The organism is Streptomyces sp. NPDC014656 (assembly GCF_043084305.1).
In the GTDB taxonomy this organism is placed as follows: domain Bacteria; phylum Actinomycetota; class Actinomycetes; order Streptomycetales; family Streptomycetaceae; genus Streptomyces.
In genome coordinates this window covers 23,531-31,206 of record NZ_JBIBZN010000031.1, presented here as the reverse complement: position 1 = coordinate 31,206, position 7,676 = coordinate 23,531, and the positions used below count along the sequence as shown (strand labels likewise).

Annotated in this window: 6 protein-coding genes; 2 read left to right on the top strand and 4 right to left on the bottom strand. The window is 71.0% G+C overall.

Annotation, left to right across the window (positions count from 1 at the left end; translation table 11 throughout):
* The coding region (locus tag ACF1ED_RS36800) for an acyl-CoA dehydrogenase family protein (protein ID WP_157849844.1) at window positions 1–97 on the top strand (97 nt) is incomplete at its 5' end.
* A gap of 31 nt (window positions 98–128) precedes the next feature.
* Here the strand turns inward: ACF1ED_RS36800 and ACF1ED_RS36795 are convergent.
* The gene (locus ACF1ED_RS36795) at window positions 129–1,439 is read right to left on the bottom strand and encodes an LCP family protein (protein WP_391767722.1); all 1,311 of its coding nucleotides are present in this window, start codon (window positions 1,437–1,439) and stop codon (window positions 129–131) included.
* A gap of 119 nt (window positions 1,440–1,558) precedes the next feature.
* Here ACF1ED_RS36795 and ACF1ED_RS36790 point away from each other — a divergent pair, with 119 nt between their 5' ends.
* Window positions 1,559–2,092, top strand: coding sequence for an acyl-CoA thioesterase (locus ACF1ED_RS36790; protein WP_391767721.1), 534 nt, complete (start codon window positions 1,559–1,561; stop codon window positions 2,090–2,092).
* A 37-nt stretch (window positions 2,093–2,129) separates the two neighbouring features.
* Here the strand turns inward: ACF1ED_RS36790 and ACF1ED_RS36785 are convergent, their stop codons facing one another.
* From ACF1ED_RS36785 to ACF1ED_RS36775, 3 genes are all read right to left on the bottom strand, one after another.
* Window positions 2,130–3,509 carry an LCP family protein gene (locus ACF1ED_RS36785; protein WP_391767720.1) on the bottom strand — a complete coding sequence of 460 codons (1,380 nt, stop codon included), beginning with the start codon at window positions 3,507–3,509 and terminating at the stop codon, window positions 2,130–2,132.
* Between the two features lie 343 nt (window positions 3,510–3,852).
* Window positions 3,853–5,619: an LCP family protein gene (locus ACF1ED_RS36780; RefSeq protein ID WP_391767719.1), complete on the bottom strand. Its 1,767-nt coding sequence runs from the start codon at window positions 5,617–5,619 to the stop codon at window positions 3,853–3,855.
* Window positions 5,620–5,669: 50 nt separating this feature from the next.
* Window positions 5,670–7,436, bottom strand: coding sequence for an LCP family protein (locus ACF1ED_RS36775; RefSeq protein WP_391767718.1), 1,767 nt, complete (start codon window positions 7,434–7,436; stop codon window positions 5,670–5,672).
* Window positions 7,437–7,676: the final 240 nt, after the last annotated feature.

Genomic DNA, 7,676 nt, shown 5'->3' with positions numbered 1-7,676 from the left:
CCCCGTCGAGCGCATGATGCGCGACGCCAAGATCACCCAGATCTACGAAGGCACCAACCAGGTCCAGCGCATCGTCATGGCCCGCAACCTCCCGTAGGGATCCCCTACGGGAGGCAGGTCGGGGAAGGTCACCGGTTCGACTCGACGGTGACCTTCTCGTCGTTCTTGATCTGCTCCACGAGCTGCTTCACCTTGGGCATGTCCCACTTCAGGGAGCCCTGCGGGGCGCTGCCCGCGATCGGCATGTTCATGGACCTGCCGTCGCCGCCGCTGATGCCCTTCATGGCGAAGAACATCTGGCCCAGGTCCCACAGCGACATGTCCTTGTCGACGACCAGCGTGTCGAGTCCGGCGCCGAGGGTCGGGTACAGCGCGAAGGGGTTGAGGATCGTGCCCGGGGTCGCGGCCTGGTTCGCGAGCGCGGACAGGAACTTCTGCTGGTTCTTGGTCCGCGCGAGGTCCGACTCGGCGAAGGCGTACCGGGTGCGGACGAAGGCGAGGGCCTGCTCGCCGTTGAGGGTCTGCTCGCCGGCCTGGAAGTCGGCGCCCGACTTCTTGTCCTTGAAGCCCTTCTCGATGTTCAGCTCGACGCCGCCGAGCGCGTCCACGATGTTCGCGAAGCCGGCGAAGCCGATCTCCGCGTAGTGGTCGATCCGCAGCCCGGTGTTGAACTCGACCGTACGGACCAGGAGTTCGGGGCCGTCCATCGCGTAGGCCGCGTTCAGCTTGGAGCCGCCGCGGGCCGGGTACTGCTTGCCGGACTCGGAGCCGACGAAGCTCGGGATCGTCACCCAGGAGTCGCGGGGCAGCGAGACCATCGTGTTCCCGCTGGAGCAGGCCGCGAGGATCATCATCGAGTCGGTCCGCTTGCCCTCCGCGGAACCGGTGTGCAGCTTCTTCTTGTCCTCGGCCGTCATGCCCTCGCGGCTGTCGGAACCGACGATCAGGTACGTCGTGCAGTCGCCCTCGGCCGGCCGCTCGATCACCTTGGAGAGGTCGACCTCGTTGCGCATCTGTGAGCTGGCCCACGCGTACGTGCCGACGCCCCACGCGAGGACGCCGACGACCAGCACGATCGAGCCGATCTTGATCCGCTTGCGCCAGTCCGGCGCGGGACCGGTGGGGCGGGCGCCCGGGCCGGAGGGTCCCCCCGGACCCCCGGAACCGTGGCCGCCGCCCTGGGGGCCGCCGTAGACCTGCCCGCTGCTGTACCCGGAGTCGTACCCCGTGGCCCGGGCCTGAGTGAAGTTCGGGTTGTACCCCTGGCCCTGGTCGTACCCCTGGCCCTGGCCCTGGTCGTATCCCTGACCCTGACCCTGGTCGTACGCCTGCCCCTGCTCGTACCCCTGCCGGTACTGCGGAGACCGCTGTCCCTGGGGTCGTCTCTGCACGTGCCGCATCGGGCGGGCGCCCTCGGGCTGCTCAGGCCACTCATTCATGCGGACCAGTGTGCCGGTCTCCGCTTTCCGGGCGACAGGGCGGGTGGAAAATAGGACCGGTGCTGTTGCGAAGCTGATGCAAAACGGACCACGCCGAAACCCGGCATAAGGTGGAGGACATGACAGATCAGGGCCACATCCCGGGCAAGCCCACCTCGGCCTCCCGCACCACCCTCAGCCACATCATGACCAGCCACGACACCAACCTCCTCGGCACCGTGCACGGCGGCGTGATCATGAAGCTGGTGGACGACGCGGCGGGCGCCGTCGCCGGCCGCCACTCCGGCGGCCCGGCCGTCACCGCCTCCATGGACGAGATGGTCTTCCTGGAGCCCGTCCGCGTCGGCGACCTCCTCCACGTGAAGGCCCAGGTGAACTGGACCGGCCGCTCCTCCATGGAGGTCGGCGTGCGCGTCATGGCCGAGCGCTGGAACGACACCACCCCCGCCACCCAGGTCGGCTCCGCGTACCTCGTCTTCGCCGCCGTGGACGCCGACGGCAAGCCCCGTACGGTCCCGCCGGTCCTCCCGGAGACCGAGCGGGACAAGCGCCGCTACCAGGAGGCCCAGATCCGCCGCACCCACCGGCTGGCCCGCCGCCAGGCCATCAAGGAGCTGCGCGAGCGCAGGGCCGCCGAGGGCTACACCGACTGACCGCGACGCGGGCGCGGGCGGCGGCGGGCGCCCCGCGCTACGGGCACACCACCTGGTCCCCGGTCACCGCCTCGAAGGGTCCGCGCGCCGCCGCCGTCTCCGCCCGCACCGCCGTGACGCCCCGGTAGTCGGTCCCCACCGTCACCCGCAGCGTCCCGCCCCGCCCCGGCACCGCCTTCAGCTCGGCCCCCGGCAGGGCGGCGGCCAGGGACTTCGCGGACCGGTCCCACCCGGGGTCGTACTCCACGACCGTCCGCTCCCGCTCGCCCCCCGCCCCGGTCACCGGCGTCCGCGTCGTGTCGAAGCCCGTCCCGCGCAGCGCGTCGTCGACCTTGCGCCCCAGCCCGTCGATCCGCGTCCCGTTGTAGACCTGCACCCGGATCGTCCTCGGCGCCACCTCCACGACGACGTCCTTCTTCCTCCGCTCGGCGGCCGGCTCCGGCCGCGAGGCCAGCGGCCGGTCCTCCCGCAGCGCGGCGAACAGCTTCTGCGCCTTCTCCGCGTCCCACTTCACCGTCGACCCGATCCCCTTCACGGGGAAGTCCATGTCGTCGATCGGGACGGACACGAACTCCGACGACGCCGGGGTGAAGCCCCGCATCGCCCTGGCCAGCGACAGCAGCTGGTCGGTGCCGAACCCCTCGTCGGCCCGCACCGACCCGAGCAGGGTCGTCGCCACCTCCCGGAACCGCACCGGGTTGAACAGCACGCCGCCACTGGTCAGCCGGTCCACCAGCGCCGCCAGGAACTTCTGCTGCCGCTGCATCCGCCCGATGTCCGCGGCCCCGTCGATGTGCCGGGAGCGCACGTACTGGAGCGCCTGCCCGCCGTCCAGCTCATGGGTGCCGGCCGCCAGCGCGAGCCCCGTGTAGGAGTCCTTCACCGGCTTCGCCGTGCAGATCTGCACCCCGCCGACCGCGTCCACCGTCCGCATGAAGCTGGTGAAGTCGACCTCCAGGTAGTGGTCGATCTTGACCCGGGTCATCGCCTCCACCGTCCGCACGGTCAGCGCGGGCCCGCCCTCGGCGTAGGCGGCGTTCAGTTTCACCGGATGCGCCCGGTGCTTCTCGCCGCTGTTCTGGTCGGTGTGCTCGGGCAGTTCGGCGTACGAGTCCCGGGGCAGCGAGACGACGCTCGCCCGTTCCCGGTCCTCCGAGATGTGCACCAGCAGCACGGTGTCCGTGCAGTGGCAGGGCGCCCCGCCCAGCCGGTACTTCTCCTTCTCCTCGGCCGTGATCCGGTCGCGCCCGTCGGTGCCGACGACGAGCACGTTCATGCCGGTGCCCGCCTGCGGCCGGTTCTTCATGTCCTTGAAGGGGTCCACCCGCGTGATCCCGGTGTCCAGGCCGGTGACCACCGCGTGCCCGATCCCGCCGGCCGCCAGCACCACCACGGACAGCGCGGTCGCCATCCGCATCCCCCACCGGGGCCGCCGGGGCCGCCGCACCGGGGCGGGGCCGCCCCGCCGGGGGACGGGCGGGCGGCCCGGGGCACCCGGAGTGCGGGGCGGACGGGGCGTGCGGGGCGGTGTGGGCACGGACGGACACCTCCGCGGGTGTGACAGGGGACCGTGAGCACCGTAGGCCCATACGATGAGCCGGTAGGGTCACCGGCCCGGACGGCGCGCGCCGTTGTCCCCCATTCGCGTTAACGCGCCGCGTCGATGAACGCCCCGCCCCGCCCCTCGCGCACCGCGAACGGCGACGGCCGGACCCCTCCCGGGAGGGGTCCGGCCGTCGCCGTCGACGCGGGGGAGCGGGTCAGCTCTTCCCGTCCCACTTGTAGACCGAGTAGACGTCCATGCACTCCGCCTTGTCGCTGGCGCCCTCCGGCAGGTCGCCGGCCTTGTCCTGGCTCTTCTCGTACGTGGTGCCCTCGCGCCAGTCCGCGCCCACGGTCAGCACGATGCCCTCGGCGGCGCCCGCGCGGACGGTGGAGAGCGGCAGCCCGAGCGCCGTCGCCACGGACTCGGCGTCGGCCCGGCCCTGGTCGCCCGAGGCCTTCGGATAGACGATGACCGTGCCCTTGCCGGGCTTGCCCTCCTGGGCGGAGTCGGCCTGCGTGAAGCCCTTCTCCTGGAGGGCGGTGGCGATGGTCTTGGCCCGGCCCTCGACGGCCGGTTCGCCGTTGCCGTCGGTGCCGTTGACGACCGTGACGGAGAGCGAGGCGGGGGCGGCGGCCGTCTTCTTCGGCTTCGGGGACGCCGGCTTGCCCTTGGCGGGGGCCTTGTCGCCGTTCTTGTCCATGGCGACGTCGTCCCGGAGCATGCTCCAGATCCTCTCGCTCGACGCCAGGGGCTCCAGCCACTCCTTCGGCCGCGGCGGGTACTCCTTCGTCGGGATGGTGATCGTCGACAGCCGGTCCACCTTGACGTTCTTCAGCTGCATGCCGAGGTCGAAGAGCTTGGCGACGGTGCTGATCTCGTCGGAGACGCTGATCACCTCGGTGCCGGTCTCCGCCAGGCCCATCAGCCGGCCGGTGTCGGTCCAGGCGTTCTGCTGCTGGAGCTTCTTCAGCATGCCGTTGAGGTACATGTGCTGGGCCTTGGCGCGGTTCTGGTCGCTGCCGAAGGCGTGGCGGGTGCGCAGCCACTGGAGGGCCTGCTCGCCCTGGACCTCGGTGGTGCCCTTGGGCAGCTTGAGTCCGGAGCCGCCCTTCACGATCGCGTTCGACTTGTCCCAGACGCCGGTCTTCACGCAGACCGGGACGCCGCCGACCTCGTCGGCCATCGCCACCACGCCCGCGAAGTCGACCATCATCCAGTGGTCGATGTAGGCGCCGGTCAGGGTCTCCCAGGTGGTGAGGGTGCAGCCCGGACCACCGCGCGACAGCGTGGTGTTGATGGGCTGGTTCGTGGTGGCGGGGAAGGTCTCCTTGCCGTCCTCGCTCCGGCACTCCGGTATCGGGACCACGGTGTCGCGCGGGATCGATATCAGCGAGGCGTTCTTCCGGTCGGCGGAGACGTGCAGCAGCATCTGCACGTCGGCCCGGGGCTTGTCGTCCTTCAGGTCCTTGCCGCCGCCCAGGGCGATGTTCGCGGCCGAGGCCCGGCTGTCCGAGCCGATCAGCAGGATGTTCAGCGGGGTATCGCCCAGCGCGTTCGGCGGCGCCTTCTTCACGCCGCTGTCACCGCCCGCCCGGCCACCGCTCTGGATGTTGTTGTTCAGGTGCTGGTAGTACGCGTAACCGGCGCCGGCCGTCCCGAGCACCACCACCGACACCGCGATCGCCGACCAGCGCAGCACCTTCCGCTTGCCGGCCTTCTTGGCCTGCTTGCGCGCGGCCGCGCGGCCGCCGGCGCCGGACGCGGCCGTCGCGGCGCCCGTCGCGTCGCCGTCGCCGTCGCCGGAGCCGCCCGCCCCGCGCCGGCGTGCGGCGCGGCCGCCCGGCGCCGGTACGGACGCGGCCGGTCCGCCGCCGGCGCCGGTGGCATCACCGGCGCCGTGCAGCTCGTCGTCCCAGCCCCGTTCTCGGGCGTGCGGAACGCTTGGCTGCGTCCCCTCCCGTCGCACGCTGTTCTGTCCCACCCCAGGTCCCCTCTTCGGTCAGGCGTGCGCCGGACTCCGGTGTTTCCGGGTCACTTCGCGCACACCTGCTTGTCCGCTGCTACTTCTCCCAGATCCTTCGGCGCCTTTGCCGGTCCGGTGACGGGCACCCCCGCGCCCTTGAAGTCGGCGCCGAGGACGAGCGTCATGGGCTCGCGTTCCGCGGCGTCGGCCGTTCCCTTCTTCAGAGCCGTCGCCGGCAGGCCCATCATGTCCGCGAGGGCGCGGGCCTGATCGGCCTGGTTGGGCGCGTACTCCAGGGTCGTCTTCGCCGCCTTCTCGGGGGCGTTGCTCTTGTTGGACGAGCGAAGGACGCCCTGTTCGTTCTGGAGCCAGTTGATGGTCGACTGGGCCGCGCCCTGGATGCCGCTGCCGTTGTAGACGTCGACGCGGACCTCGGCGGCCGGGGCCCGCTCGCCCTCCAGGAGCGCCGCCTGGGCCTTCGCCTTGGCGCTCTTGGCGGCCTGCTCCTTCTTCTTCACCTCGGTGAGCGAGGTGTCGCTCTGGAGCATCGCGAAGAGCTGCGGCGCCTTGGTCGGGTGCGGGACGACCGTCGCCTTGATCTTCTCGGCGGGGTTGTCGACGACCGGCAGCGTCGCGAACGCGATGTTCTTGGTGTCGACCGAGGACAGCTCGCCGGCCAGGTCCTGGAGCTTGGTGAGCGACCCTATTCCCGCGTCGACGGTGAGCGCGTTGGTGGCCGCGTTCGCCAGGTCGTACAGCTTGGTCGGGTCGGTCAGCGTGTCGTCGGACTTCATCTGACGGATCATCGAGCCGAGGAACTGCTGCTGGACCTTGATGCGGTCGAGGTCGCTCTCGTTGCCGAAGCTGTGCCGGGTGCGGACGAAGGCGAGGGCCTGCTCGCCCTGGACGGTCGACTCGCCGGCCGGCAGCTTCAGGTGCGACTTCGGGTCGTCGACGGCCTTCTCGACGCAGACCTTCACGCCGCCGATGGCCGTCGTCATCTCCTTGACGGCGTTGAAGTCGGCCATCATGAAGTGGTCGACCTCGACGCCCATCAGCTCCTCCACGGTGCGCATGACGCAGCCGGGGTCGCGGCCGTTCTGGCCGAGGCTCACGTTGAAGCGGACGTCGGACTCGGCGGGGATCGTCTTGATCTCCTTGCCGACCTTGGTCTGGCACTCGGGGATGTTCGTCTTCAGGTCGCGCGGGATGGACACCGCGGTGGCGTTCGTCCGGTCCTTGGAGACGTGGAAGAGGATCGTGGTGTCGGCGTGGCCGGGGCTGTTCTTGTCGCCGTAGCCCGCGTTGCCCGCGCCGGTCCGCTTGTCGGTGCCGATGATGACGATGTTGAAGGCCTCGCCCTTGCGGAAGCCGGCGCTCTTGTTCTTGCCGACGACCTCGACGACCTCGATGTTGTTGTTGAGCTTGTTGTAGAGGGCGTACACGCCGACGGCCCCGCCCACGAGGACGAAGGCCATCGTGCCGCCGGTCCACAGCAGGACCTTCTTCTTGCGGCTGGCGCCCTGCTTGCGCTTGCGGCGGCTCTGCGGCGGCACCCGTCCGCCACGGGCCGGGCCCGCCGTGCCGTCCTGGCCGGCCGGGCGGCGGCGCCGCTGGCCGGGAACGGGATTCTCGGCCGGGGCGGTTGGCCGGGCCGAGGAGCGGGTACTGGGACCGGTGGTACCGGAACCGGTGCTACCGGAGCGGGGCCCCCCGGCCGGCGACTGCCCAGCGGAGTGGTCCAGTCGCAGTTCGTAGTTGCCGGTCTGCGGGTTGAGCACCCACTGGTCGGCGGGGTCGATCTCGTCCGCCCGTCCACGGCTGTGCGCGTCCACGGTTCCTGTCCTCCGTCGGTGCCACGCGGGGCGCCTCCCCCTGTGGGCGCCACTCGGTCGTTCGATCCTTGGCTGAGTGCGACCACGCGGTCGGGTGCACCGGATCGCGTCACACTATCCGCCCAGTTCAGCGCGGGGCGACGTCCGTGACAAATTCCACGCCCCTTACAACCGGGCAATTTTGCTCAAACCACATCGCCCTCCACCCCTCCCTTGGGCCCCGCTTTACCCGTCCGCCCC

Bases quoted from the DNA above. Each gene is read 5' to 3' on its own strand.
- ACF1ED_RS36790 (WP_391767721.1), top strand. From the start codon at position 1,559: ATGACAGATCAGGGCCACATCCCGGGCAAGCCCACCTCGGCCTCCCGC.
- ACF1ED_RS36795 (WP_391767722.1), bottom strand. From the start codon at position 1,439: ATGAATGAGTGGCCTGAGCAGCCCGAGGGCGCCCGCCCGATGCGGCAC.
- ACF1ED_RS36785 (WP_391767720.1), bottom strand. From the start codon at position 3,509: ATGCGGATGGCGACCGCGCTGTCCGTGGTGGTGCTGGCGGCCGGCGGG.